Genomic DNA, 22,642 nt, shown 5'->3' on the forward strand with positions numbered 1-22,642 from the left:
TTCATGAACGGCGTTCACATTCATGATCGGAGTGTCTTGATGAGTGGAAGACCCCGTGTTGCCCTGATCATGGCCGCCGTGGCGGCTTTCGCGGCCATGGCCGTCCCCTCCGCCTCCGCACGCGCGGTCCCGAAGACCCCGGACACCGCCGTCCTCGACGGCGCCCGGCTCCAGGAGGCCCGGACCCGGCTGGACCACGGCGACCCCCGGCTGCGCGCCGCGCTGGAGAAGCTGACCGCCCGCGCCGACGCCTGGCTCGGCCAGGGCCCCTGGACGGTGGTCGACAAACCCAGGCCCGCCCCCGGCGGCGACGTCCACGACTATCTGAGCCAGGCTCCCTACTGGTGGCCCACCCGCACGCCGACCGCCGACAACCCATGGGGCTGCCCGTACGTCCAGCGCGACGGGCAGCGCAATCCCGAGGTGGACAGCGGCACCGACCGCCAGGACGTCGAGAAGGTCTTCGACTCCACGTACGACCTCTCGCTCGCCTGGTACTACACGGGCAGGCGGGAGTACGCCGAGAAGGCCGGGCAGGTCCTGCGCACCTGGTTCCTCGACCCGGCGACCCGGATGAACCCCAATCTGAACCATGCGCAGTTCATACCGTGCAAGTACGACGGCAGGGCCATCGGCATCATCGACTTCTCGCAGTCGTACACCAGCGTCGTCGACGCGCTCGCCGTACTCGCCACCGGCGCCCCCGGCTGGACGGCCGCCGACCGCACCGGCATGGCACGGTGGAACTCCGACTTCCTCGGCTGGCTGAAGAACAGCGACTTCGGCAGGCAGGAGGGCGCGGCCGGCAACAATCACGGCACGTTCTACGACATGCAGCTCGCCGCCCTCGCGTACGCGACCGGCGACAAGGCCCTCGCCCGGCGCACGGTGCTCGACGCGCGCGCCAAACGCATCGATCCGCAGATCGCGGCCGACGGCAGTCAGCCGCAGGAGCTGGCGCGCACCCGGAGCTGGCACTACTCGACCTTCGACCTGGTCGCGTACACCCGGCTCGCCGCCATCGGACGGCATGTGGGCGTGAGCCTCTGGGCCTACCGGGGGCCGGACGGCCAGAGCCTGTTCAAGGCCCTGGACTATCTGCTGCCCGCGGCCACCGGGGCCGCCGCCTGGCCGCACCCGGAGCTGGAGTTCCACCGGTACGCGGCGAGCGACGTCGTCCACGCGGCCGCCGACGCGGGCGACTCGGCGGCGAAGAAGGCCGTCCCGAAGCTGGAGACGCCACCCGGCGGCGACCTCTGGCCGCTGCGGCCGGCCGCGGAGCAGCTGGACTCGATCGCGGGCTGACCAGGGGGCCTTCCTGACCGGGACTTCTGAGCGCTCGCTTAGGATGGAGTGTTCCCACCGTCCCACCCGCACGCTCAGGAGTCCCTCCCGTGACCGCCGAAGCCCCGATCGCCCCCGCCCTGTCGTACGGCCGGCTGATACCCGTCACCGTCCACTTCGACGACCTCGACGCGCTCGGACTGCTGCACAACGCCCGCTATCCGCTGATGGTCGAGCGCGCCTGGACCGAGCTGTGGAACGAGTACGGCATCCGCTTCGACGGCGACTGGGAGGCAGCCGGCGACGCCTGCAACGCGGTCAAGGAGCTGCGGATCGGCTACGAGGCACCGGTGACCAGGCCGGGCGCCTACGCCGTCCACCTGTGGCTGGAGCGGCTCGGCAACACCGGCCTGACCTACGGCTTCCGCTTCTGCTCGACCGACGGAGCGGTGACCTACGCCCACGGCACCCGGGTCCTGGTGCGGCTGGACGCGGCGACGCTGCGCCCGGCACCGTGGAGCGAGGGCTTCAGGGCCGCGGGTCGGGAATTGCTGCGGCCCGCGCACTGACCTCGGTCCTGCCGCCGCGCCCGCCGACCCGCAGCACGCCCGCGAAGACCACGAGTCCGCAGGCCAGCGCGGTGACCAGGGCGAACGACACCACCAGGCTCGTCGCCTGCGCCACCCCGCCGATCAGGCCGGGCGCGATCAGGCCCGAGGTGTAGGTGATGGTCGCCACGCCCGCTATGGCCTGACTGGGGTTCGGTCCGCTGTGCCCGGCCGCCGCGAAGCACAGCGGTACGACGACCGCGATCCCGAGGCCCATCAGCGCGAACCCGGCCATCGCCACGGCGGGTTGGCCCGCAACGACGATCAGCAGCCCGCCGACGACGGTGAGAACGCCCCCGGTACGGACGGTGCGGACCGCGCCGAAGCGGTTCACCACCGCGTCCCCGGCGATCCGGGCCACCGCCATGGTCAGCATGAATCCGGTCGTCGCCACCGCCGCCAGGCCGGCCGAACTGTCCAGCCGGTCGCGCAGGAACACCGCCGACCAGTCCAGGCTGGCCCCCTCGGCGAACACCGCGCAGAAGCCGACCGCGCCGATCAGCAGTGCCGACCTGGGCGGCAGCGCGAACCTCGGCGGCGGCTCCTCGTCCTCGGCGGGCTGAACGTCCAGGACCCGGCCGGCGGCCAGGATGCCGAGCGCCGTGAGCGTGGCCGCCGCGAGGGCGAAGTGCAGGCGCGCGTCGGAGCCCAGATGGGCGGCGAGGGTGCCGGCCGCGGAGCCGATCAGCGCGCCCGCGCTCCACATGCCGTGCAGCCCCGACATGACCGACCTGTCGAGCAGCCGCTCCACCTCGACGCCGAGCGCGTTCATGGCCACGTCGGCCATGCCCGCGCTCGCCCCGTAGACGAACATGGCGAGGCACAGCGTGTACAGGTTCGGCGCCAGCGACGGAAGGACCAGGGACAGCGTCCACAGGACGATCAGCCCGCGCAGGGCCGTCCGGCTGCCGAAGCGGTGACTGATCCGGCCCGCCAGCGGCATCGAGCACGAGGCGCCGAACGCCGTGAAGGCCAGCGCGAACCCGAGCTGCCCCGCCCCGAGTGAGGCGTGGTCCTGGATCCATGGCACGCGGGTCGCGAACGAGCCGGTGACGGCGCCGTGCACGGCGAACACGGCCGCCACGGCGTACCGGGCGCGCCTCACCTCACGCTGGTCGTAGACCACGTCACTCATGTTGCAGCCCCTCCCCGGACGGGTGACACCCCGCTGTCCCGCCGTAAACTATCAGGGACCCTTCCTGATAGATAGGCACTATGCGGCCGGGCACGGAGCGCCGGTCTGGGAGGATTCCCGTCATGCCCGCATCACCGAGCACTGCCCGGGCCATCAACGACCGGCTCGCCCTGCGGCTGTTGCAGCGCGAAGGCCCACTGACGGCAGGCCAGTTGAAACAGCTGACCGGACTGTCCCGGCCCACGGTCGCCGACCTCGTCGAACGCCTCACCGCGTCCGGCCTGATCACGGTGGTCGGGGAGGCGGGTGAGCAGCGCCGCGGCCCGAACGCCCGGCTGTACGGCATCGTCGCCGACCGGGCCCACCTGGCCGCGCTCGACGTCCGCACCGCGAGCGTCTCCGTACTGGTGTCCGACCTGCTCGGCCGGGTGCTCGCCGAGGCCGCCGGGCCGATCGGCGGGGACACCGGGACCGGGCCCGCGCTGGAGCAGGCGACGGCGCTGGTGGAACGGGCGGTGAAGGAAGCCGAGGTCGAACACGTGCACACCGTGGGGATCGGCGCGCCGGGGCTCATCGACCCCGCCACCGGGGAGCTCCGCGACTCGGCGGGCCTGCCCGCCTGGCACCGCCGGCTGGTCGCCGCGCTCCAGGAACGCTTCCCCGAGGCCCGCGTCAGCGTCGAGAACGAGACCAACCTCGCCGCCCTGGCCGAGCAGGAGGAGGGCGTGGCCCGGGACCGCGACACCTTCGTCCTCCTCTGGCTGGGCCACAGCCCGGGCGCGGCCGTCGTCCTCGACGGCAGCCTCCGACGCGGGGCCTCCGGCGGCACGGGCGAGATCGGCTTCCTGCCGGTCCCGGGCACCCCGGCCCTCCCCTCCGCCACGGACTGCGAGGGCGGCTACCACTCACTGGTCGGATCGACGGCAATCGCCCAACTGGCGACCGACCACGGGCTGTGGGACAGCACCGCGGACCCGTCCGAGCCGGGCGCGGTGGCGGGCTTGGTGCGGGGGTTGGTGGAAGTGGTCGGGGATGCCGCCGGCCGTGGCGCCGACGGTGCGGGCACGAATGGCGGTGAGGGCCACGCGACCTCCGGCCGCGAGGACGGCGGCGCAGAGCGCCTGGTCTCGGCGCGCTCTGCAGGTGATCGCGGCGGCGGTGGTGGCGGGGGTCTCGGCGTCTCGGCCTGCGGTGAGGGTGGTGAGGCCGGTGATGCGGGTCGCGGGGCTTCCGGCGTTGGTGGCGTGGGTGACGGGAGCGGTGGTGTGGGCCGTGAGGCCGTAAGCCGTGGCGAGGGTGGTGAGGTCGGTGACGGAGGCTGTGGTGTCCCCTCCGTGGCTGTGGACCGTGTGGTCGCCGCTCGTTTTCTCGATGACCTTGCCGAGCGGATTGCCCTCGGGGTGGCCTCCGTCGTCGCCATCCTGGATCCGGGGTGCGTGGTCCTCGGCGGGGAGGTCGGGAAGGCCGGGAAAGGGGTGCTCGCCAGACGGGTGGAGGAGCGGATCCGTCGGATGTCGCCGCTGGTCACCGAGGTGCGGGCGAGTGGCCTCGGTGGCTCGGCCGTACTGCGCGGCGCCCTGCTGACAGCGCGCGAGCGGGCCCAGGACGAGCTCTTCGCACCGCCGGAGCGGTAGCCCCGGGCTCGTTGCCCTCACCTGCCGCTGACGTCCCCGAACCGGCCCGCCAGATACTCCTCGAACGTCCCCTTGCCCACCGCCCGCTCGGGCGTGAGATGGCCGCCGTTCCGGAAGGCCCGGGCCGTTCTGCCGGGCAGGGGGAGCGACACCACCGGGCGGCGCCGACCGGTCGCCTTCAGATAGGCGCGGGCCAGGGAGTCGAGCGTCCGTACCTCGGGTCCGCCCATGTCCGCGACCCGTCCGGCGGGCGCCCCGGCCGCCAACTCGGCCAGCCGGTCCGCAACTTCGGCCACCTCGATCGGCTGGTCCGAGATCCCGGCCGGAAGCAGCATCACGGGCGGCTTGGCCAGTGCCTGGAACAGCTGCGCCGGCAGATCGTGGAACTGCGTGGCCCGCAGCACCGTCCAGCCGAGCCCCGACTCCTCGACCAGCCTCTCCACGGCGAGCTTGGACTTGTAGTAGCCGAGCGGCACCCGGTCGATGCCGACGATCGAGATGTAGAGGAGATGGCGGACACCCGCCCGCCGCGCCGCCGCGATCAGGTTCCGTGCCGCTCCCTCGTCGCCCTTCGGCGAGCTCGCGCAGTGCACGACGGTGTCCACGCCCGCGACGGCCGGGTCCAGGCCGGCCCCGCCCTTGCGCAGGTCGACGGCGTAGGGCCGGGCGCTCCGGCTGAGCACCCGCACCTCGAGCCCGCCGGCGCGCAGCCGCTCGACGACGAGCCGGCCGAGGGTTCCGGTGCCGCCGGTCACCAGGATCGTGGTCATGCTGTTGAGCCTTTCGGACGCCGGGCGCCCCGGGGTGGAGCGCCCTTCGTCAGCTGAGACCGGACAGTCCCCGCGAGATGTGACAGTCCCGCGGAACATTTTCAGGAACGTGCCAGCTGACGCCGTACGAAGTCCAGCTTGTCCGGGTTCACCACGGCCCGCGCGTGCGCGATCAGCCCGTCGCGCGTCTCGAAGCAGACGACACCGACCAGTGCGTCGCCGTCCCACACGACGAGCGCGCTCGCGCCGTTGACCTCGGCCGCCGTGTAGGAATAGCCCGCCGCGAACCGCACGGCCCCGCCCGCCAGGAAGCGCAGGACCTTGTCGCGGCCCTCGATCGGCCGCCGGGCCGCCGAGACCTTGCCGCCGCCGTCGCTCCACCAGGTCACCTCGGCCGCGAGCAGTTTCTCCAGGCCGGCCAGATCGCCGTCGCGGGACGCCGTGATGAACGAGGCGACGAGCTTCTCCTGCTGTTCGGGAGCCGGATCGAAGCGCCCCTGCGGTGCCGCCACCCGCTGCACCGCCCGCCGGTACAGCTGACGGCAGTTGGCCTCGCCCAGGTCCAGCAGGCCGGCGATCTCCCGGTGCCCGTAGCCGAACGCCTCCCGCAGCACGTACACCGCCCGCTCGGTCGGCGTCAGCCGCTCCAGCAGGACCAGCATCGCCATCGACACCGCGTCCCGCTGCTCCGCCGACTCCAGGGGCCCGAGGGTGCCGTCGGAGGTGAGTACCGGCTCCGGCAGCCAGTCCCCGACGTACTGCTCGCGCCGGGCGCGGGCCGAGGTCAGCCGGTTGAGGCAGAGGTTGGTGACCGTTCTGGCCAGCCAGGCCGACGGATGCTCGATGTCCGCGCGGTCCGCGCCGTCGAAACGCACGAACGCGTCCTGGACCGTGTCCTCGGCCTCCTCGGCGGAGCCGAGCATCCGATAGGCCAGACCGAACAGGCGTGGTCGGTGGGCCTCGAATTCCTCGGCGATCGGCGTCGTCGTCATGCGCTCACCCTGCCAGAGCGGCCGCAACGGCCGCAGCGCGCGGCGACCCGGCGGCGGGCAAGGGCCGTCGTCACCGCCGCCGGGCCCGCCCGAACACTAAAAGGACTAGACCATTCAGTCAATGGGTTGCGCACCGGGAACCGACGGATCGTCAGCGGGCCGTGGAAGTCCAGGGATACGGTCTGTGAGCCACCCCACACGCCTCGTCTGTATGGATGACGATCGGGCGTGGCACACTGGCCCTGTACCAGAAGCAGCGCACTCCGGGGTCGGTGAAAGTCCGAACCGGCGGTTACAGTCCGCGACCCGGTCGCTTCCAGCGGCCGGTTGACCAGGTGAAATTCCTGGACCGACGGTTAAAGTCCGGATGGGAGGCAGTGCGCGGCGGGCGGGCATGCACCTGTGCGCGCCGCCGTATCTGGGCTCGTCCGCGGTTGGACGGGTCCCTTTCGGCGTCGGCGAGCTGACGGTCTTGCTCACCCGTACATTCTGTCGTCATCGACAGGCCCCGGAGTCCGTGCCCCAATGTGGCAGGAGGACCCGGGAAGTGTTCACCGGAATCGTCGAAGAGCTGGGTGAAGTCACCGCCGTCGAGAACCTCGGCGACGCCTCCCGCTTCCGACTGCGTGGCCCCGTAGTGACCGAGGGCGCGCAGCACGGCGACTCCATCGCCGTGAACGGGGTCTGTCTCACCGTCGTGGAGCACGAGGGCGACGAGTTCACCGCCGATGTCATGGCCGAGACCCTGGACCGCTCCAGCCTGGGCGTCCTCACCGTCGGCTCCCGCGTCAACCTGGAGCGCCCCACCGCCGTCGGCGCGCGCCTCGGCGGGCACATCGTGCAGGGGCACGTGGACGGCACCGGCCGGGTACTGGAGCGCAAGCCTTCCGAGAACTGGGAGATCGTGAAGGTCTCGCTGCCCGCGGACCTCGCCCGCTACGTCGTAGAGAAGGGCTCCATCACCGTCGACGGCATCAGCCTCACCGTCGTCGAGGCCGGCCCGGACTACTTCACCATCAGCCTCATCCCCACCACCCTCGCCCTGACCACGCTCGGCCTCAAGCAGCCCGGCGACCCGGTCAACCTCGAGGTCGACGTCATCGCCAAGTACGTCGAGCGGCTCCTCGCGGCCGGTCAGGGGGCAGAGCGGTGAGCTGGCTGAACTCGGAGGCGTTCGTCCTGTTCGGCCAGCACATCATCTGGTCGGACATGGCCGGCAACATCCTCGGCCTCATCACGCTCGCCCTCGGCTGGCGCCGCTCCCTGCTGACCTGGCCGGTGCAGTTCCTCTCCGGCCTCGTCCTCTTCGCGGCCTTCTACGGCCACCTCGCGGGCAGCGCCGGCAAGCAGGTCGTCGTCATGGCCGTCGCGCTCTACGGCTGGTGGCAGTGGAACCGCAACAAGGGCCGGACCGAGGACGGCGGCGACGGCCACATCACCCCGCGGTTCGCCACCTGGCGCGAGCGCGCCGCGATGGCCGCCGCCGCGGCCGTCGGCACCGTCGCGGTGGCCCTGCTCTTCAAGGCGTACCCGACCCTGTCCTGGGACCCTTGGCCGGACGCCTACATCTTCGTCGGCACCGTCGTCGCCATGTACGCGCAGGCCCGCGGCATGGTCGAGTTCTGGATCGCCTGGCTGCTCGTCGACCTCGTCGGCGTGCCACTGAACTTCGCCAACGGCTACGCCTTCTCCGGCTTCGTCTACGTCATATACGGCGCACTCGTCCTGTGGGGCATGCGCGACTGGTGGCTGCGCTCCCGCAAGGACGCGCGGCCCGTCCTGGAAGGAGCGCCGGCATGACTGCCCGCCCGTCACCCACCACCACCCTGAACGGGGCGCTGCGCGCCACCCCTTCGATCCCGCCGCTGCTCTACAGCACCGACTCCCCCGAGCACATCGAGGACTTCAGGCTCGACTCCGTCGAGCAGGCCATCGCCGACATCGCCGCCGGCCGCCCGATCGTGGTCGTCGACGACGAGGACCGGGAGAACGAGGGCGACCTCGTCATCGCCGCCGAGAAGGCGACCCCCGAGATCATCGCCTTCATGATGAGCGAGTGCCGCGGACTGATCTGCGCGCCCATGGAGGGCGAGGAACTGGACCGGCTGCGGCTGCCGCAGATGGTTGAGGACAACACCGAGTCGATGAAGACCGCGTTCACCGTCTCCGTGGACGCCTCCGCCGCCCACGGTGTGAGCACCGGCATCTCGGCCGCGGACCGCGCGACCACGCTCCAACTGCTGGCGAGCGGCACGGCGGAGCCCACCGACTTCGTGCGCCCCGGCCATGTCTTCCCGCTGCGCGCCCGGCCCGGTGGGGTCCTGGTCCGCAACGGCCACACGGAGGCGGCCGTCGACCTCGCCCGCCTCGCGGGCCTGCGCCCGGCCGGCGCGATCGTCGAGATCGCCGGCGAGGACGGCCGCATGCTGCGCCTGCCCGAGCTGATCCCGTTCGCCCGCAAGCACGGCCTGACGATCATCTCCATCGAGGATCTGATCGCCTACCGCCGCGGCGCCGAGCCCACCGTGCGCCGTGAGGCCGAGGTCCATCTGCCCACCAGGCACGGCGCGTTCACGGCGTACGGCTACCGCGCCACCGCCGACGGCGTCGAGCACGTCGCCCTGGTCCACGGTGAGATCGGCGACGGCGAGGACGTCCTCGTCCGCGTCCACTCCGAATGCCTCACCGGCGACGTCTTCGGCTCCGCGCGCTGCGACTGCGGTCCCCAGCTGGACGGCTCGCTGGAGCGCATCCAGGAGGAGGGCCGGGGCGTGGTGGTCTACCTGCGCGGGCACGAGGGCCGCGGCATCGGACTGCTGTCCAAGCTGCGCGCCTACGAACTGCAGGAACAGGGCCACGACACCCTCGACGCCAACCTCGAACTCGGCCTGCCCGCCGACGCCCGCGACTACGGCGCGGGCGCGCAGATCCTGGCGGACCTCGGCGTCCGCAGCCTGCGGCTGATGACCAACAACCCCGACAAGACCGAAGCGCTGCTGCGCCACGGACTCAAGGTCACCGGGCGCGAGCCGATGCCCGTACAGGCGGGCGAGCACAACCTCCGCTACCTGCGCACCAAGCGGGACCGGATGGGTCACGACCTGCCCTGGCTGGACACACCGCCCGTGGCAGCTTCTGTGGCCGCGTCCGCGGCCACCTGTGGCAACCAGTAAGAACAGCACTGAGGAGAGACGTGAGCGGCAAGGGTGCACCGGAACTGTCCGTACGCAACGCGAGCGATCTGCGGGTCGCCGTCATCGCGGCGCAGTGGCACGAGAAGGTGATGGACGGTCTGGTGGACGGCGCCCTGCGCGCCCTGCGCGACCTGGGGATCGACGAGCCGACCCTGCTGCGGGTCCCCGGCAGCTGGGAGCTCCCGGTCGCCGCCAAGGCCCTCGCGGGCCGCGGCTACGACGCGGTCGTCGCGCTCGGCGTCGTCATCCGCGGCGGCACCCCCCACTTCGACTACGTGTGCCAGGGCGTCACCCAGGGCCTGACCCAGGTCTCCGTGCAGACCGGCGTCCCCGTCGGCTTCGGCCTGCTCACCTGTGACAACGAGGAGCAGGCCCTGGACCGGGCCGGTCTGGAGGGCTCCAACGAGGACAAGGGGCACGAGGCGGTGACGGCGGCGGTGGCGACCGCGATCACCCTCCGCTCAGTATCTGAACCCTGGCACTAGGGGATCGCCCGAACCGCGTAGGGTGGGGCCATCATGTCCAAGAAGACGTTCGAGGAGCTCTTCACCGAGCTCCAGCACAAGGCCGCCCACGGCGATCCCGCCACGTCCCGCACCGCCGAACTGGTCGGAAAGGGCGTCCATGCCATCGGCAAGAAGGTCGTCGAGGAGGCCGCCGAGGTCTGGATGGCCGCCGAGTACGAGGGCAAGGAGGCGGCCGCCGAGGAGATCTCGCAGCTGCTGTACCACGTCCAGGTGATGATGGTCGCCCGCGGGATCTCCCTGGACGACGTCTACGCCCACCTCTGAGCCGTAAGAGCACGTCGCACACCGTACGCACGAACAAAGGAAGCCGACCTCATGCTGCGCATCGCCGTCCCCAACAAGGGTTCACTGTCCGGCCCTGCGGCGGAGATGCTGCATGAGGCCGGCTACCGGCAGCGCCGGGAGTCCAAGGAACTGCGGATCGTCGACCCGGCGAACGAGGTCGAGTTCTTCTACCTCCGCCCCCGCGACATCGCGATCTACGTGTCCTCCGGCCGGCTCGACATCGGCATCACCGGCCGCGATCTGCTCGTGGACTCCGGCGCCAACGCCGAGGAGATCCTGCCGCTCGGCTTCGCCCGCTCCACCTTCCGCTACGCCACCAAGCCCGGCACGGCCAAGAGCGTCGAGGACCTGAACGGCCTGACGGTCGCCACCTCCTACGAGGGCATCGTCGCCAAGCACCTCGCCGACAACGGCGTCGACGCCTCCGTCGTCCACCTCGACGGCGCCGTCGAGACCGCCATCGAGCTGGGGGTCGCCGAGATCATCGCGGACGTCGTGGAGACCGGCACCTCGCTGCGCAACGCGGGCCTGGAGGTCTTCGGCGAGCCGATCATGACGTCCGAGGCGGTGGTGGTCCGCCGCACCGGTGCCGACGCCGAGGAATCCAAGGTCCAGCAGTTCCTGCGCCGCCTCCAGGGCGTCCTGGTGGCCCGGACGTACGTGATGATGGACTACGACTGCCGCGTCGAACAGCTGGAGAAGGCCGTCGCCCTCACCCCGGGCCTGGAGTCCCCCACCATCTCCCCCCTGCACAACGAGGGCTGGGTCGCCGTCCGCGCCATGGTCCCCGCCAAGGACGCCCAGCGGATCATGGACGACCTGTACGCCATCGGCGCCCGGGCCATCCTGACCACGGCCATCCACGCCTGCCGCCTCTGATCCCGGGAGGCCGCGCACCGATGTCCGAACAGACCCCCCTTCCCGCCCTCCCCGTCACCTTCCGGCCGGGCCGCACCCGTGCGATTCTGCTCACAGCCGGCATCGCGATCTTCATGGTCATCTCGGGCGTCGCCCTGCTGCTGGAGCAGCTCGGCCCGGGGGAGCGGCTCAGCTTCATCCTCACCGGCGGCCTCATCTTCTGGGTGCTGGCCCTGCTCGCGCGGGTGAAGGTCGTCGCCGACGAGTCCGGCGTCACTGTGGTGAACATCGCCAGCAAACGGCACCTGGAATGGGCGGAAATCCTTCAGGTGAACCTCCGCCCCGGCGACCCCTGGGTGTTCCTGAACCTCAGCGACGGCACCAGCCTGCCCGCGCTCGGCATCCAGCCGGGCGTCGCCAAGCAGCGCGCCATCGCCGACGCGCGTACGCTGCGGGCGCTCGCCGAGGCCCGCGCCATACACGATCCCGGGCAAGATCGGGGCTGACTCGGGGTCGTCCACCCTGCCGCATCGGCCCGTGTCTTGATTAATCTGGTGGCGGAGGCGTTTACGTTGCGCTTCCGCCCCTGTGGCGCCGACCGGCGCGCAGGGGTTCCTGCTACCCGAGGAGTGACTCCCTCCAGCGATGGACGGATCGTCCTGTAGTACCTGCGCCGCCCCCTACCGACATAGCGCGGAGGCGGCGGCATCATGACCATCCCCCTGCTGCTCCTCGGAGCGGCGTTCCTGCTGATCCTGGCCAACGGATTCTTCGTGGCGGCCGAGTTCGGCCTGGTGACGGTCGAGCGCCCGGAAGCCGAGAAGGCCGCCGCCGAGGGCGACAAACGCGCCCGTACGGTCGTCGAGGCCCTCAAGGAGCTGTCCTTCCAGCTCTCCGGCACCCAGCTCGGCATCACCATCACCTCCCTCGTCGTCGGCATGCTCGCCGAACCGGCCCTCGCGGGGCTCCTGAGCGGCCCGTTCGCCGCGATCGGCGTCCCGGACGGGGCGGTGTCCGGCGTCGCCGTGGTCGTCGGCATGCTGCTCGCCTCGGCGATCCAGATGGTGATCGGCGAACTCGTACCCAAGAACTGGGCGGTGTCCAAGCCCCTGCAGGTCGCGCGGTTCGTCGCCGGCCCGCAGCACCGCTTCTCCCGGCTGTTCCGCCCGGTGATCTCCGGCCTGAACACGGTCGCCAACCGGCTCGTGCGCGCCCTGGGCGTGGAACCCACCGAGGAGCTGGCCTCCGCCCGCACCCCCGGCGAGCTGGTCTCGCTGGCCCGGCACTCCGCCCAGGCCGGCGCCCTGGAGCAGGACACGGCCGACCTCTTCGTACGGACGCTGTCCCTCGGCGACCTGACCGCGCAGCACGTCATGACCCCGCGCGTGAAGGTCAGCGCACTCCAGGACTCGGCCACCGCCGAGGACGTGGTCAATCTGACCCGGGCCACCGGCCTGTCCCGCTTCCCCGTCTACCGGGAGAAGATCGACGAGATCGTCGGGATGGTCCACCTCAAGGACGCCCTGGCGATCGCGTCGGGCGACCGGCTGCGTACCCCGGTCGGCCGTATCGCGAGCAAGGCGCTGCTCGTCCCCGAGACGCTTCCGGTGCAGCCACTGCTCGCGCGGCTGCGCAGCGAGCAGCCCATCGCGGTCGTCGTCGACGAGTACGGCGGCACGGCGGGCGTGGTCACCCTGGAGGACATCGTCGAGGAACTCGTCGGCGAGGTCCGCGACGAGCACGACCGGCCGGACGCGCCCGAACTCTCCGCGGCCCCGCCGCAGGACGGCAGGCCCGCCTGGGACGTCGACGGCAGCGTCCGGGTCGACATCCTGCAGCGCATAGGCCTCGACGTGCCCGAGGGCCCCTACGAGACCGTCGCCGGCCTGGTGGCCGATCTGCTCGGCCGTATCCCGGCGCCCGGCGACAAGGCGGAACTGCCCGGCTGGCGGCTGTCGGTGCGCCAGGTCGGGCACTACCGCGCGGAGCGGGTCCGGCTGGTCCGGACGGCCGCGACGGTGAACGTCATGGAGGCCATGCGATGAGCGTGCTCCAACTGGTCTTCGCCATGCTGCTCGTGCTCGCCAACGGCTTCTTCGTCGGCGCCGAGTTCGCGCTCGTGTCCGTGCGCCGCAGCCAGATCGAACCGCTCGGCACCGCACGGGCCCGCCAGGTGCTGTACGGCCTGGAGCGACTGCCGCAGATGATGGCCGCCGCCCAGTTCGGCATCACCGTCTGCTCGCTGACCCTGGGCGCGGTCGCCGAGCCCACGGTGGCCCATCTGCTTGAACCCGTGTTCGAGGCGGTTCATCTGCCCGACGGCATGATTCACCCGCTCGGGTATGTCATCGCCCTCGCCGCCGTGGTCTTCTTCCACCTGGTCATCGGCGAGATGGTGCCGAAGAACCTTGCGATGGCGGCGCCGGAGAAGGCCGCGCTGTGGCTCAGCCCGGGGCTGGTCGCCTTCGCCCGCGTCTGCCGGCCGATCACGGTGGCCCTCGGCGCCTGCGCCCGGGGCATCCTGCGGCTCTTCCGCGTCGAGCCGAAGGACGAGGTGGAGGCCGTCGTCACCAGCGAGCAGCTCAACCGGCTGCTGGAGGACTCCGGCCAGGCCGGCCTCCTCGCCCCCGAGGAGCAGGAGCGTCTGGAGGACGCGCTGGAACTGGGCTCGCGCCCGGTCACCGATGTGCTGCTCAGGCGTGAGTCACTGGTGACGGTGACTCCGTCGGTCACCGCGGGGGAGATCGTCCGGCTCACCGCCCGGACGGGGTACTCGCGCTTCCCCGTGGCCGCGGAGAAGGGCGCCTTCATGGGGTACGTGCACGTGAAGGACGTACTGGACCTGGAGGACTCGGACCGGGCCGTGCCGCAGCACGTCTGGCGGCCCATGACCACCCTCCGGTGCGAGCTGCCGCTCGACGACGCGCTCACGGTGATGCGGCGCGCCGCGACGCACCTGGCACAGGTGGCCGACGCGTCCGGCAAGGTACTCGGCCTGGTCGCGCTGGAGGACGTCCTGGAGCTCCTGGTCGGCGAGGTCCGCGACCCGGCCCACCGCGCGACCCCGGAACCGAAGGTGACAGAACCCCGAGCAAGCGACGAACCGGAGGAGGCTCTGGCCGGCTGAGGGCACCCGGCGGGGCCTGACGGTCACGGTTGCCTGAGGCCGCCTGAACTTGCGGTGCCGCCGGTTTTCGGGTGCGTGCGGGCCGATGGGTCTGTGGGCGCGTGTGTGCGGTTGCTCGGTGGATTCCCGGGGCGGGCGTGTGCTGGCCGTGGGCCTGTGCGGTTCGCGGATGCGCGTGGGCCCTGGGGTGCTGGTGCGTGCGGGCCGATGGGTCGGTGGGCGCTGGTGGGCCGTGGGGTCGGCGGGCGCGTGTGCGGTCGCTTCGGGGATTCCCGGAGCGTGCCGGCGCGTGCCGGCGTGGGCCTGTGCGGTTCGCGGCTGCTTGGGCCCCTGGGGCCGTGCCCGCATAGGGGCGCGTCGGCACGCGCCGACTGATCAGGCGTGGGCGGTGACCCGGCCCGCCGTCGCTTCGTGTGGCCGCAGCCCTTTTTCGTGCCCCGGCCGAGTGCTGATGGGTTCGCAAGGCGGCCGAGTCGATGCACACGATCGACCAGTCCACGGCCCCGACGGCATCGGAGTGCTGCTGGACGCGGTCCAGGGGCGGGCCGGTCCCAGGTGCCGTCGGCCGACCAGGGACCCGGGGCGGACCGGCCACGAAGATCCACCTCGCCTGTGACGGCGCCCGCCGGCCACCGGCCGGCCCAGGGCCCCCGCGCCTGCGGGCCGCGCCGGTCTCGTGGCTCCCCGTGGCCCGCGGAGGGGCGGACCACGGGGTCGTGTCACATGGCCGGCGGGTCCTGTGGGCCCCGGCCCGACAGGACCTCCCCGTATGCCTGCATCAGGTCCGGGAGTCGGAGGGTCGCCAGGTCGTCGCGGGACAGCACGCCGGGGTAGGTCGACAGACGCAGATCCCGGTAGGCGCAGCTCTTCTCGTACAGGGTTCGCAGGAAGCGTCCGTTCCCCAGCTCGTCGATCCACCCCTGGTCGACGACGTGCCCGGCGATGGACCGCAGCTCGTCCAGGGCCTCCTCGTCCCACACGTCGCCGTTCTCCGCGGCGAGCACCTCGCCGATCGAGGTGAGTTCCAGGGGCCGGTACGAGGGGAAGTCGACGCGAGTCGTGAAGCGGGAGGACAGGCCCGGGTTGGCGGCCAGCAGCCGGTCCATGCCCTCCGGGTAGCCGGCCAGGATCACCACCAGGTGGTCCCGGTTGTCCTCGGCCCGCTTGAGGAGCACCTGCAGGGCCTCGTCGCCGTACGCGTCGCCCTTGCCGTAGCCCGAGTTGGAGAGCGAGTACGCCTCGTCGACGAACAGCACACCGCCGATCGCGGAGTCGATCAGCTCGTTGGCCTTGACCGCGGTCTGGCCCAGATACTCGCCGACGAGGTCGGCCCGCTGGGCCTCCACCAGATGGTCGCCGCCGAGCAGGCCGAGGGCGTAGAAGACACGTCCCAGGATGCGGGCGACCGTGGTCTTGCCGGTGCCCGAGGGGCCGGAGAAGACGAAGTGGCGCTTCGGCGGCTGCACCGGCAGCCCCTGCCCGGCCCGCAGCCGCGCCATGTTCAACTGGGCGGAGAGCGCCTTGACCTGGCGTTTGACGGGCTCCAGCCCCACCATGCGCTCAAGCTCGGCGAGCGCCTCCTCCAGCAGCGCGGGGTCGGTGGGCCCGGCGGGCAGGGGTGAGGGTACGACGGTCTTCTCCCGCACCGTCGGGTCGCTCACCGACGACAGCGGACCGGCGGCCGGCAGTTCCGGCTCGGGGAACCGCAGGTCGCGGGCCTCGGTGCCGAAGAGCGGATCGAGCACATCGGGACCGTCCACGCTGTCCTGCCCGGCGCCGGTGAGCGTGATCGCCGCGAGGTCGGCCGCGTCGTCGTACCCGTCGCCCTCGGCGATCGCGGCCAGCCGGGCCGAGGTGTCCATGAACGCGGGGTCGACCCGGTGCACGGCCCGGTACAGCGGCAGCGCCGCCGCGCTGCGCCCCGTGCCCTCGTGGGCCCGGGCCAGCCAGTACCGCAGCTCCTTGCGCTGGGGCTGTTCGCTGCGGCACCGCATCAGGGCCGCCGACAGCAGCGGCTCCGCCTGCCCGTACATCTCCAGCCGGACCCGTGCCATGCCGCCGAACAGGCCCGCCTCGATGCCGAGCATCGCGTCGTCGAGCAGCGTGTCGGTGTGCCGGACCAGCTGTTCCCAGTCCTTGACCAGATAGGCCCGGCAGGCGTGCAGAAAGCGGACCTGCGGGTCGGTGTCCACGGGCGGGAGTCCGGCGAGCGCCCGGTCCAGCTCCGGGACGTGGCGGCCGTCCAGCCAGTGCGAGGCGTGCGCGAGCAGCAGGTCGCGCGGGCTCTCCAGCACCGGCTGCACCCACCAGCCCAGCCAGTACCAGGAGTTGAGCGTGCGGCGGTGGCGGGCGCGCTGCTCCCCGAAGCGGTCCCGGTGCCGGAACATCCTGAGCAGCGCGGTCGTCGTGTCGACGCGCAGCGCGTGCAGCCCGAGCCAGCCGTCGGCCATGCCGGGATCCATCCGCACCGCGGTGCGGAACTCCTCCTCCGCCTGCGGATAGGCGCCCATCGTGTAGGCGTCCACGCCTCGCAGCCAGGCGAGGTCGGCCGGGGCCTCGAGGCCCTGCGTGCCGAAGTCCATCACGTCCCCCACAAACCGCGCCCCCATAGGTTCACCACCGGGCAGTCGCCCGACGGCCGCCGTGGTCGAACCGCTGTGCCGCGGACCGGAGTTGAAGGTGCGCGAAGCAGCCGTACGAAGGTCGCACCGAGGGCATCGTACCTGCGGGCCGGGTGCCCGCCGAAGGGTGCCGCACGGGCCGTTTGACGAGGTGGGAGCAGACGGGGCGCACAGGGTTCGGTGACCGAGGGTGAGCGAATCGGTGCGCGCGGCTTCCGGAAAACGGGCTCCGGGCAGAACGAAGCCCCCGATCACGGGGGAACAACCGGGGGCTTCGCGACTATGGGGCGGCTCCAATGACCGCTCATTGAGAACGTAAGTCCTGTACGGCCCCCGGGTCAAGCCGAGTTGAGACAGTCGAACAAGTTCCCAGGAAGGGTCTTCACAAGTTCAGCACACAGCGGACGGTCCGTCACGGTGTGTGACTTCCTGGTCCGGTCCATTGGTCTCTCCAGGGCCCGGCAGTACCTCGTACCCCTTCTGTGACTGCAGTACCAGAAGGTCGGCGTACGGCCGTGAGGGGTCCTCGGCGAAGTGCCGGTGTTCCGCCCGGACCCACCCGGCCCAGAAGTCCCGCTGCTCGGCTCCGTCCCGCAGACGGCCGCGTGTCCAGGAGTCCTCGTGGGGCATTTCCATCCACAGCAGTCGCGCCAGATGCGGACGCAGCGCCCGGCGGCCCGCGCCGACGCCCTCGATCAGGATCACGGGTGCGGGCGGCAGCGCACGGGGCGGGCCGAAGGCGCGGGCGTGCCAGTCGTAGGGTGCGTATGACGCGGTCTCGCCGCGGCCGAGCGGTTCGATCACCTGCGCCAGCAGGCGCCCGGTCCACTCGAAGAGCTCGTCGTGGCTGGCGATGTCGTCGAGATGCAGCACGGGCGCCCCGCCCAGCGCGGCGGCCAGGCGGCCGGTGAACGTGGACTTCCCGGAGCCGGCGTGCCCGTCGACGGCGATCAGGCGGACCGGTCCGCAGGACGGGGGTAGTTCGCTCAGGCGGGCGGCGAGGTCGTGAATGGCGATTCCCGAGGTGTGATGCGGTGTGGGGTGTTTTCCGGAAACATTCTAGTAGCGGCGTATAGCGGCCGCGGCGCCGGGTGGAAAAACGTATCACGTTGAACTACTCGCGAGTCGGCCGCCAATCGTTTCATTAATATTCTGAATCGGCTGACCGATATGTCGAATTCGCCGTATCCGGTGTGCCCGGCGCTGAGTAAGGTGCCTGGTGCGCGACTGCGAAGCGACGTAACGGGGACGGACAGGGGAAGATGGCCGCGGAGTTATTCGAGGGGCAGTATGTGTGGCATCCGGCGGCCGACGACCGTGTCCTCGCGAGCGTATGCGTCGACGTACGCGCCGGAAGATATCTGAGTGCCCACGAAGCCCTGACCGAGACCCGCACCGACTTCGGCCTGCGCGCCCACCGCTCCCTCGTCGTGGCCTCCGAGGCCGCCGGCACCGACCTCGTCGAGCGCTGGCTCGCCGAGGAGACGACCCCCGAAGCGGCCCTGATGTGGGCCCGGGTGGCCGTGCTGCGCGCGATCCGCGCCGCCGACGCCCATGACGAGCGGGCCGAGGCCCTGGAACGGATCGCGCTGGCCGCCTGCGACCGGGCCGCCGTCATGGCCCCCGCCGACCCCACGCCCTGGGTCGCCAAGCTGGCCATGACCCGGCTGCACCGCCTGCGCGACCCCGCCCCCAACGGCCTGCTCACCGCCCCGCCCGGACCGTGGCGGCTGTTCGCGCACATCCTGACGCTCGACCCGTTCAACCGCGAGGCCCACCACCGCTTCCTCTCCTTCTTCTTCACCCGCCACGGCGGCTCGGTGAACGCGGCCTGGGACGTGGCCGCCTTCCTCAGCCAGCGGGCCCCCGCCGACTCCCCGCTGCGGCTGCTTCCCCTGGTTGCCCTGGTGGAGAGCTACAACCCCACCCAGCTGCTCGCCGACCGGGTCTGGGAGCAGCCCCAGTGGCGCTCCACCGCACTCGCGATCTACCACAACTGGCTTCCCACGGTGGCCGGTTACCGCTTCACTCCGGTGCTCGACCTGGCTTACCTCGCACACGCGCTGGTCATGGCCCAGTGCGAGTTCGAGGCCCGGGCGGTCTTCACGGCGATGGGGCCGTACGCCTCGCGCATGCCCTGGAGCGTCTTCGGCGAACCCGAGGAACAGCTCTCCCGGGCCCGGCGCGGATGCGGCCTGCCCGTGCCGGGTGCCGCCTGACGTCCCGCTCGTCCCCTACTGAGAGAAAGGTCGATCAGTGTCAGAACGGATATCGACTCCACGGGCCAGGGCTCGTGGGGGAGAAGACCCGATCGTGCTCGACGACGATGCGACCCTGCATGCGATGGGTTATCCGCGGAAACTCACCCGCCGATTCCAGGCGTTCGACAATTTCGCGATCTCCTTCACCATCATCAATATCCTCTCGGGTATTTTCTCATCTTTCGGCTTCGGTATGAACGCGGGTGGCCCGCGTGTTCTCGTCTTCGGCTGGATCGGCGTTTCCGTCATGGTGCTGTTCATCGGTGCCGCCATGGCGGAGGTCGCGTCGGCCTATCCGACGAGCGGGGCGCTGTATTTCTCCGCCGGTAAACTCGCCAAGCGGCACAATGGCGCCTGGTCCTGGTACACGGGCTGGCTGAACTTCGTGGGCCAGATCGGCGGCACCGCCGCCACCGGATACGCGGCAGCCACCTTCATCCAGGCCTTCATCGCCCTGCAGTGGTCGTCGTACGTGCCGACCGCGCATCAGACGGTCCTGATCACGGCCCTGATCATCGTGCTCCAGGGGCTCGCCAACACCTACACGGTCCAGCTGGTCGCCATCCTGAACCGGATTTCCGTGTGGTGGCTGCTGATCGGACTCGTGGTGATCGTGAGCACACTGATCGTGATGCCGGACCACCACCAGTCGGCGTCGTTCGTGACGCATTTCGTGAACAACACCGGTTTCACCAACGGGCTTTACGGCGGCATGCTCGGCCTGCTGGTCACCAGCTGGACGTTCACCGGCTTCGACGGCAGCTTCCACATGTCGGAGGAAACGGTGCGTGCGACGGTCAACGCGCCGAAGGGGATCACTCGTTCGATAGGTTATTCGGCGATCACCGGACTGATCCTGATGCTGGCACTGGTCTACAGCATTAGCGACTACGACAAGGTCGCGGGCTCGTCCGCGCCGCCCGTGCAGATTCTCATCGACGGGCTGGGCATGGGCTGGGCCAAGGCGCTGCTGCTGGTCGTGATCGGCGCGATGCTCTTCTGCGGCCTGGCCAACCTCACCAGCAACACCCGGCAGATCTTCGCCTTCTCCCGGGACGGCGCCATGCCCGGCTCGCGCCTGTGGCACTCGGTCTCGCCCCGCACCCGTACCCCCGTGAAGGCCGTGTGGCTCGCGGTGGCCTGCTCCCTGGCCCTGGTGCTGCCGGGCTGGTGGTCGCACACCGCGTTCACCGCCATCGTCAGTGTCAACGTTGTCGGGCTCTTCCTCGCCTACGCCGTGCCGATCTTCCTGCGGCTGCGGCTCGGCGACGAGTTCCAGCACGGGCCCTGGCACCTGGGCCGCTGGGGCCGGCCGATCGGCTGGCTGGCGGTGACCTGGATCGTGCTCAGCAGCGTCCTCTTCATGCTGCCGCAGGCCTCGCCGATCACCGTCGACTCCTTCAACTACGCGCCGATCGCGCTCGCCGTCGTCCTGATCGTGGCCACGGTGTGGTGGTTCGCCACCGCCCGCCGCCGCTTCCAGGGGCCGGTCAGCTACGGCCGTCCGGACGAGGTCGCGGCGATGGACCTCATCTGACCCACGCGCCACGGATTCCGGCGCACATCACCAGCGTGCGCCGGGACCGTGCGGCCCACCCGGGTTCTGCCAGTGGGTGAGACCAATGTTCATGGGCGTGGCATGGGCCGAAGTGCTGGCAGGGGCATGGCGTCTCGGCCATAGTTGGCGCACTGCTGCCACTCGGACACCGGGGGTCTTCCGCCCATGAGCAGAGCCGAACAGCCGTCCCGCAGAACCGTTCTGGCCGCGGCGGTCGCCGCCGCGGTGGCCGGTGGCACGGGCCCCGCGGCCGCCGTGACCGCCTCCACGCACGACACCGACGACGCGGGCCCCACCCGGCTTGTCGACAACCGTGCCTGGACCACCCACAGCGACTGGCGCTCCGGCAGTTGCCAGGGCGTCCGGGCCGTCGCGGGCAGCCGCCCGGGCGTGATCATCGCCGCCCCGGCGGGCACCGTGGACTACCCGGACCCGCACACCGGCACCACGGCCGCCTGGGAGTACGCCACCTGGACCTCTCCGCTCCACCGGCTGAGCGTCCCCGCCACCGAGGCGATCGCCTCCTGGAACGCGCACACCCCGGCCGGCACCTGGCTCCAGGTCGAGCTGACCGGCACCTACTCCGACGGCACGGCGACGCCCTGGTACGTGATGGGCCGCTGGGCGGCCGGCGACCAGGACGTCAAGCGGACCTCGGTGGACGACCAGACCGACGGCAAGAGCACCATCTGGACGGACACCTTCGCCATCGACGACGCCTCCACCGGCCTGCGCCTGGTGTCGTACCGGCTGCGGCTGACCCTGTACCGCAGGCCGGGCACCAAGCTCACCCCCACCGTCTGGCGGCTCGGCGCCATGGGCTCCGACATCCCCGACCGCTTCACCGTCGCGGCCTCCACGCCGGGGCTGGCCCAGGAACTGAGCGTCCCGCGCTACTCGCAGGAGATCCACAAGGGGCAGTACCCCGAGTACGACAACGGCGGCGAGGCCTGGTGCAGCCCCACCTCCTCGCAGATGATCATCGAGTACTGGGGCGGCCGGCTCACCCCGGAGCAGCTCGCCTGGGTCGATCCGTCGTACGCCGACCCGCAGGTGTGCCACGCGGCCCGGTACACCTACGACTACCAGTACGCGGGCTGCGGCAACTGGCCGTTCAACGCCGCCTACGCGGCCACCTTCGACGGCCTCCAGGGCGTGGTCACCCGGCTCGGCTCGCTCACCGACCTGGAGATGCTGATCGCGGCCGGTATCCCGGCCATAACGTCCCAGTCCTTCCTCAAGACCGAGCTGACGGGCGCCGGTTACGGCACCTCGGGCCATCTGATGACGGTGATCGGCTTTACCGCCGAGGGTGATGTGATCGCCAACGACCCGGCCTCGCCGAGCGACGAGGCGGTGCGGCGGGTGTACCTGAGGAGGGAGTTCGAGAACATCTGGCTGCGGACCAAGCGGTACAACGCCGGCGGCAAGGTCGTCTCCGGCACGGGTGGCGTCTGCTATCTGTACTTCCCGGCACATCCGAGCCCGCGCCGGCGCAAGGCGCTCGCGGCGGTGGGGGTGCGCTGACCGTGTGACCAACGTCTCCGCCGCAAAAGCCGTCGCGGGTGGCAAGGTGGATAGATCGGTGGGGGGAATCCACCTGTACGTCCGACCTCAGCGAGACACCATGACCGCACACTCAGCCACCGCCACCCGCGTCCGCACCGGCGGGCCCAAGGACGACGGCCCGAAGATCGTCGAGCACATCCTGGGGTGGGTCCTGGTCGCGGTCGTCGCCATGCTTGTCACCCGGCTCGGACTGCTGTGACCTGACGCTGTGACCTGACA

General features: G+C 71.1%; 21 protein-coding genes, 1 pseudogene and 1 riboswitch. Of the genes and pseudogenes, 16 read left to right on the forward strand and 6 right to left on the reverse strand.

Going from position 1 to position 22,642, the window contains the following annotated elements; translation table 11 throughout:
- The first annotated feature begins 39 nt into the window (after positions 1–39).
- The gene (locus ACFY1J_RS19795; protein ID WP_390712468.1) at positions 40–1,305 is read left to right on the forward strand and encodes an alginate lyase family protein; all 1,266 of its coding nucleotides are present in this window, start codon (positions 40–42) and stop codon (positions 1,303–1,305) included.
- A gap of 89 nt (positions 1,306–1,394) precedes the next feature.
- Positions 1,395–1,853 carry an acyl-CoA thioesterase gene (locus ACFY1J_RS19800; RefSeq protein WP_390731585.1) on the forward strand — a complete coding sequence of 153 codons (459 nt, stop codon included), beginning with the start codon at positions 1,395–1,397 and terminating at the stop codon, positions 1,851–1,853.
- Here ACFY1J_RS19800 and ACFY1J_RS19805 read toward each other — a convergent pair.
- Positions 1,813–3,027, reverse strand: coding sequence for an MFS transporter (locus ACFY1J_RS19805; protein ID WP_390731586.1), 1,215 nt, complete (start codon positions 3,025–3,027; stop codon positions 1,813–1,815). The two genes, ACFY1J_RS19800 and ACFY1J_RS19805, sit on opposite strands and share 41 nt — an antisense overlap.
- 122 nt (positions 3,028–3,149) lie before the next feature.
- Between ACFY1J_RS19805 and ACFY1J_RS19810 the strand changes: the two genes are divergently transcribed.
- Entirely contained in the window at positions 3,150–4,661 is a 1,512-nt protein-coding gene (locus ACFY1J_RS19810; RefSeq protein ID WP_390712471.1) for an ROK family transcriptional regulator, read from the forward strand.
- Positions 4,662–4,678: 17 nt separating this feature from the next.
- On the opposite strand, the gene ACFY1J_RS19815 is transcribed toward ACFY1J_RS19810, so the two are convergent.
- Both ACFY1J_RS19815 and ACFY1J_RS19820 read right to left on the reverse strand, forming a co-directional pair.
- A complete protein-coding gene (locus ACFY1J_RS19815) occupies positions 4,679–5,431 on the reverse strand; it encodes an SDR family oxidoreductase (protein ID WP_390712472.1) in 753 nt (250 codons plus the stop codon).
- A 101-nt stretch (positions 5,432–5,532) separates the two neighbouring features.
- The gene (locus tag ACFY1J_RS19820) at positions 5,533–6,423 is read right to left on the reverse strand and encodes an RNA polymerase sigma-70 factor (RefSeq protein WP_390712473.1); all 891 of its coding nucleotides are present in this window, start codon (positions 6,421–6,423) and stop codon (positions 5,533–5,535) included.
- A gap of 254 nt (positions 6,424–6,677) precedes the next feature.
- Positions 6,678–6,808: riboswitch (FMN riboswitch) on the forward strand.
- 162 nt (positions 6,809–6,970) lie between these two features.
- On the opposite strand from ACFY1J_RS19820, the gene ACFY1J_RS19825 reads away from it, so the two are divergent.
- The 9 genes from ACFY1J_RS19825 to ACFY1J_RS19865 all read left to right on the forward strand — a co-directional run bounded on the left by ACFY1J_RS19825 (position 6,971) and on the right by ACFY1J_RS19865 (position 14,414).
- The gene (locus ACFY1J_RS19825) at positions 6,971–7,576 is read left to right on the forward strand and encodes a riboflavin synthase (protein ID WP_390712474.1); all 606 of its coding nucleotides are present in this window, start codon (positions 6,971–6,973) and stop codon (positions 7,574–7,576) included.
- Positions 7,573–8,223: a nicotinamide riboside transporter PnuC gene (gene pnuC / locus ACFY1J_RS19830; protein WP_363296884.1), complete on the forward strand. Its 651-nt coding sequence runs from the start codon at positions 7,573–7,575 to the stop codon at positions 8,221–8,223. Before ACFY1J_RS19825 ends, pnuC begins: the two co-directional genes overlap by 4 nt.
- Positions 8,220–9,596, forward strand: a complete 1,377-nt coding sequence (locus ACFY1J_RS19835) for a bifunctional 3,4-dihydroxy-2-butanone-4-phosphate synthase/GTP cyclohydrolase II (RefSeq protein WP_390712475.1) — start codon at positions 8,220–8,222, stop codon at positions 9,594–9,596. The genes pnuC and ACFY1J_RS19835 overlap by 4 nt, the downstream gene beginning before the upstream one ends.
- A 20-nt stretch (positions 9,597–9,616) precedes the next feature.
- Positions 9,617–10,102 (forward strand): 6,7-dimethyl-8-ribityllumazine synthase, encoded by a 486-nt coding sequence (gene ribH / locus ACFY1J_RS19840; RefSeq protein WP_363296886.1) that lies wholly within the window; start codon positions 9,617–9,619, stop codon positions 10,100–10,102.
- 33 nt (positions 10,103–10,135) lie between these two features.
- Entirely contained in the window at positions 10,136–10,408 is a 273-nt protein-coding gene (locus tag ACFY1J_RS19845) for a phosphoribosyl-ATP diphosphatase (RefSeq protein ID WP_007491392.1), read from the forward strand.
- Between the two features lie 51 nt (positions 10,409–10,459).
- Positions 10,460–11,308 (forward strand): ATP phosphoribosyltransferase, encoded by an 849-nt coding sequence (hisG, locus tag ACFY1J_RS19850; RefSeq protein WP_390712476.1) that lies wholly within the window; start codon positions 10,460–10,462, stop codon positions 11,306–11,308.
- Between the two features lie 20 nt (positions 11,309–11,328).
- On the forward strand, positions 11,329–11,793 hold the full coding sequence (locus ACFY1J_RS19855; protein WP_390712477.1) for a PH domain-containing protein: 465 nt from the start codon (positions 11,329–11,331) through the stop codon (positions 11,791–11,793).
- 204 nt (positions 11,794–11,997) lie between these two features.
- A complete protein-coding gene (locus tag ACFY1J_RS19860) occupies positions 11,998–13,332 on the forward strand; it encodes a hemolysin family protein (protein ID WP_390712478.1) in 1,335 nt (444 codons plus the stop codon).
- The gene (locus ACFY1J_RS19865) at positions 13,329–14,414 is read left to right on the forward strand and encodes a hemolysin family protein (RefSeq protein WP_390712479.1); all 1,086 of its coding nucleotides are present in this window, start codon (positions 13,329–13,331) and stop codon (positions 14,412–14,414) included. Before ACFY1J_RS19860 ends, ACFY1J_RS19865 begins: the two co-directional genes overlap by 4 nt.
- A gap of 397 nt (positions 14,415–14,811) precedes the next feature.
- On the opposite strand, the pseudogene ACFY1J_RS19870 reads toward ACFY1J_RS19865, so the two are convergent.
- From ACFY1J_RS19870 to ACFY1J_RS19880, 3 genes and pseudogenes are all read right to left on the reverse strand, one after another.
- A pseudogene (locus tag ACFY1J_RS19870) lies at positions 14,812–14,986 on the reverse strand (IS5/IS1182 family transposase); the annotation flags it as partial.
- A 147-nt stretch (positions 14,987–15,133) separates the two neighbouring features.
- A complete protein-coding gene (locus tag ACFY1J_RS19875) occupies positions 15,134–16,996 on the reverse strand; it encodes an AAA family ATPase (protein WP_390712526.1) in 1,863 nt (620 codons plus the stop codon).
- A 429-nt stretch (positions 16,997–17,425) separates the two neighbouring features.
- The gene (locus tag ACFY1J_RS19880) at positions 17,426–18,046 is read right to left on the reverse strand and encodes a uridine kinase (RefSeq protein WP_390712527.1); all 621 of its coding nucleotides are present in this window, start codon (positions 18,044–18,046) and stop codon (positions 17,426–17,428) included.
- Between the two features lie 251 nt (positions 18,047–18,297).
- On the opposite strand from ACFY1J_RS19880, the gene ACFY1J_RS19885 reads away from it, so the two are divergent.
- The 4 genes from ACFY1J_RS19885 (at position 18,298) to ACFY1J_RS19900 (ending at position 22,622) form a co-directional block, all read left to right on the forward strand.
- Positions 18,298–19,254, forward strand: coding sequence for a hypothetical protein (locus tag ACFY1J_RS19885; RefSeq protein ID WP_390712480.1), 957 nt, complete (start codon positions 18,298–18,300; stop codon positions 19,252–19,254).
- A gap of 37 nt (positions 19,255–19,291) precedes the next feature.
- Positions 19,292–20,833 (forward strand): amino acid permease, encoded by a 1,542-nt coding sequence (locus ACFY1J_RS19890; RefSeq protein WP_390712481.1) that lies wholly within the window; start codon positions 19,292–19,294, stop codon positions 20,831–20,833.
- 186 nt (positions 20,834–21,019) lie between these two features.
- On the forward strand, positions 21,020–22,381 hold the full coding sequence (locus ACFY1J_RS19895) for a peptidase C39 family protein (protein WP_390731587.1): 1,362 nt from the start codon (positions 21,020–21,022) through the stop codon (positions 22,379–22,381).
- A gap of 100 nt (positions 22,382–22,481) precedes the next feature.
- Positions 22,482–22,622 (forward strand): SCO1431 family membrane protein, encoded by a 141-nt coding sequence (locus tag ACFY1J_RS19900; RefSeq protein ID WP_390712483.1) that lies wholly within the window; start codon positions 22,482–22,484, stop codon positions 22,620–22,622.
- The last annotated feature ends 20 nt before the right edge of the window (positions 22,623–22,642 follow it).

Origin of the sequence: Streptomyces sp. NPDC001406, from assembly GCF_042895285.1 — a bacterium.
Lineage (GTDB): Bacteria > Actinomycetota > Actinomycetes > Streptomycetales > Streptomycetaceae > Streptomyces.

Bases quoted from the DNA above. Each gene is read 5' to 3' on its own strand.
- ACFY1J_RS19795 (WP_390712468.1), top strand. From the start codon at position 40: ATGAGTGGAAGACCCCGTGTTGCCCTGATCATGGCCGCCGTGGCGGCT.
- ACFY1J_RS19805 (WP_390731586.1), bottom strand. From the start codon at position 3,027: ATGAGTGACGTGGTCTACGACCAGCGTGAGGTGAGGCGCGCCCGGTAC.
- ACFY1J_RS19810 (WP_390712471.1), top strand. From the start codon at position 3,150: ATGCCCGCATCACCGAGCACTGCCCGGGCCATCAACGACCGGCTCGCC.
- ACFY1J_RS19815 (WP_390712472.1), bottom strand. From the start codon at position 5,431: ATGACCACGATCCTGGTGACCGGCGGCACCGGAACCCTCGGCCGGCTC.
- ACFY1J_RS19820 (WP_390712473.1), bottom strand. From the start codon at position 6,423: ATGACGACGACGCCGATCGCCGAGGAATTCGAGGCCCACCGACCACGC.
- ACFY1J_RS19835 (WP_390712475.1), top strand. From the start codon at position 8,220: ATGACTGCCCGCCCGTCACCCACCACCACCCTGAACGGGGCGCTGCGC.
- ACFY1J_RS19845 (WP_007491392.1), top strand. From the start codon at position 10,136: ATGTCCAAGAAGACGTTCGAGGAGCTCTTCACCGAGCTCCAGCACAAG.
- hisG (WP_390712476.1), top strand. From the start codon at position 10,460: ATGCTGCGCATCGCCGTCCCCAACAAGGGTTCACTGTCCGGCCCTGCG.
- ACFY1J_RS19855 (WP_390712477.1), top strand. From the start codon at position 11,329: ATGTCCGAACAGACCCCCCTTCCCGCCCTCCCCGTCACCTTCCGGCCG.
- ACFY1J_RS19860 (WP_390712478.1), top strand. From the start codon at position 11,998: ATGACCATCCCCCTGCTGCTCCTCGGAGCGGCGTTCCTGCTGATCCTG.
- ACFY1J_RS19865 (WP_390712479.1), top strand. From the start codon at position 13,329: ATGAGCGTGCTCCAACTGGTCTTCGCCATGCTGCTCGTGCTCGCCAAC.
- ACFY1J_RS19875 (WP_390712526.1), bottom strand. From the start codon at position 16,996: ATGGACTTCGGCACGCAGGGCCTCGAGGCCCCGGCCGACCTCGCCTGG.
- ACFY1J_RS19885 (WP_390712480.1), top strand. From the start codon at position 18,298: ATGGCCGCGGAGTTATTCGAGGGGCAGTATGTGTGGCATCCGGCGGCC.
- ACFY1J_RS19895 (WP_390731587.1), top strand. From the start codon at position 21,020: ATGAGCAGAGCCGAACAGCCGTCCCGCAGAACCGTTCTGGCCGCGGCG.
- ACFY1J_RS19900 (WP_390712483.1), top strand. From the start codon at position 22,482: ATGACCGCACACTCAGCCACCGCCACCCGCGTCCGCACCGGCGGGCCC.